General features: G+C 69.8%; 1 protein-coding gene and 2 pseudogenes. 2 read left to right on the top strand and 1 reads right to left on the bottom strand.

The genetic code is table 11. The features are described 5' to 3' along the window. Positions 1 to 653 (top strand): annotated as a pseudogene (locus RT567_RS16185) (homoserine dehydrogenase); the annotation flags it as partial. 2 nt (positions 654 to 655) lie between these two features. Continuing rightward, positions 656 to 1,618, top strand: a complete 963-nt coding sequence (locus RT567_RS16190) for a homoserine kinase (RefSeq protein ID WP_313577233.1) — start codon at positions 656 to 658, stop codon at positions 1,616 to 1,618. Positions 1,619 to 1,837: 219 nt separating this feature from the next. Here RT567_RS16190 and RT567_RS16195 read toward each other — a convergent pair. Continuing rightward, positions 1,838 to 2,086 (bottom strand): annotated as a pseudogene (locus tag RT567_RS16195) (threonine synthase); the annotation flags it as partial.

A 2,086-nucleotide genomic window follows, 5' to 3' on the forward strand; every position in this document is an offset into this window, starting at 1 on the left:
GCGCCAACAAGCAGGCCGTGGCCCGCGATCCCAAGGGGCTGCAGGCCCTGGCCGACGTCAACGGCTGCCGCGTCGCCTGGTCGGCCTCGGTCGGCGGCGGCTCGCCGATGATCGAGACGCTGCGCGCCGCACGCGCCGCCGGTCCGGTGGTTGGTTTCGAGGCGGTGCTGAACGGCACGGTTAACTTCATGCTGCAGCGTCTGGGCGAGGGGGCGACCTTCTCCGACGCCCTGGCCGACGCCCGCGCCGCCGGCTTCGCCGAGGAAGAGCCCTCGTCCGATCTGGAAGGTTTTGACGCCGCCGCCAAGGTCAAGCTGCTGTCGTTCGAGGCCTTCGGCCGTTCGCCTGAAGACCTGCCGCGCGACGTCCTGGCGGCCGAGACACCGCTGGGCGAGACGCCGGTGCGCCAGATCGGCGCCTGCTTCGAGCGCGACGGCGCCCTGGACGCCTACGTCCGTCTTGACGGCGAACTGGAAGACGCGCTCTTCCTGTCGCTGAACGGAGAGCGCAACGCCTTGAAGGTCTATGGTCAGGACGGCCGGGTGTGGACGTGCAAGGGGCGCGGGGCCGGACGCTGGGCCACGACCGAGAGCGTTTTGGCCGATGTGGCCGATGTCATGCGCGCTCGCCGCGCCGCTGCGGAGCTTGTCTAGTCATGGCCGTCTTCACGCCCGTCACGCCGCAACAGGCCGACGACTATCTCATGCGCTACCCTCTCGGCGGGTTGGTCGAACTGACCCCGATCGCCGAGGGGGTCGAAAACACCAACTATCGTCTGACGACAGAGCAGGGCGCCTATGTCCTGACCCTGTTCGAAGGGCGAACCGAGGCCTCGGCCCTGCCGTTCTGCCTCGGCCTGACGGGACGGCTGGCGGCGCAGGGCTTTCCGACGCCCGCGCCCGTCGTCGATCGTGAAGGGCAGGTGATCGGCCGCCTGAACGACCGCGCCGCCGCCATCGTCGAGTGGACGCCCGGCGCCTGGAAGCGCCAGCCGACGGACAAGGATCAGTATCGCGCCGGTCAGGTGCTGGCGCTGCTGCACCTGGACGCGGCCGACTATGACGGCGTGCGCGAGAACCCGGTCGGGCCGCGCGTCTGGGCCGATCTGGCCGCGCGCTGCGATACGGTCGCTGTGGGCGAGGATCGCCGGATGCTGGAGCAGATGCAGCGCCTGCTGCCTGATCTGGCCCGGCCGTGGAGCGATCCTGCTTTGCCGCGCGGGCCGATCCACGCCGACTATTTCCCCGACAACGTCCTGTTCGCGACGAACGAGCATGGGGCGACGGATGTCGGCGGGGTGATCGACTTCTACTTCGCCTGCGTCGACGTGCTGGCCTATGATCTGGCCATCGGCCTCAGCGCCTGGGGTTTCGACGCCGAGGGGCGGCCCATCCCGTCGGCTCTGCGCGCCTTCCAGAAAGGCTATGAGTCGGTGCGGCCCCTGTCCGGCGCCGAACGCAGGGCGTTGCCGGAACTGGGCGCGGCGGCGGCGGTGCGCTTCACCCTGACGCGCCTGCACGACCGGCTGTTCCACGATCCGGCCAATCTGGTCACGCTCAAGGACCCGACGCCCTTCTTCCGGCGGCTGGACTACTGGAAGGCGGCGGAGCCCGCTTAGGCCGGACAAACGTTGTCATTCTCCCTCCCCGTCTCGGGGAGGGTGGCTGAGGCCGTAGGTGAGGCTCTTCAAGCGCGCGTTCCATATCGCTCGACCTCCCCACCCGGTCGCTTCGCGACCACCCTCCCCATGAAGGGGAGGGAGCGTCTCTCTTTTTGGACGCGTGGGCCCCTTCACCGCTTTGCGGTCCCGCTCCCCACGACGTGGGGAGGAAAAGCACTACCCCGCAAACCCCTTCACCGCCGCCAGGGCCGCTTCGGGCGTGTTCTCGATCACCGTCAGTCGTTCGGGGCGGTCGCCCAGGGCCCGGATGACGGGAGCGGGTTCCGGCTCTACGCCGATGACGTCCGAGACGAAGGCGCCGAACTTGGACGGGTGGGCGGTGGACAGGGCGACGATCGGCGCGCCGTTGCGGTCCAGACGGCGCGCGGCTGCCAGCGCCACGGCCGTGTGCGGGCAGACGACGCG

It is taken from the genome of Brevundimonas sp. (assembly GCF_032107865.1).
Classification (GTDB): Bacteria; Pseudomonadota; Alphaproteobacteria; order Caulobacterales; family Caulobacteraceae; genus Brevundimonas.

What these genes read in the sequence shown, in the direction of transcription:
- RT567_RS16190 (WP_313577233.1), top strand. Translation starts at nt 656, where the DNA reads ATGGCCGTCTTCACGCCCGTCACGCCGCAACAGGCCGACGACTATCTC.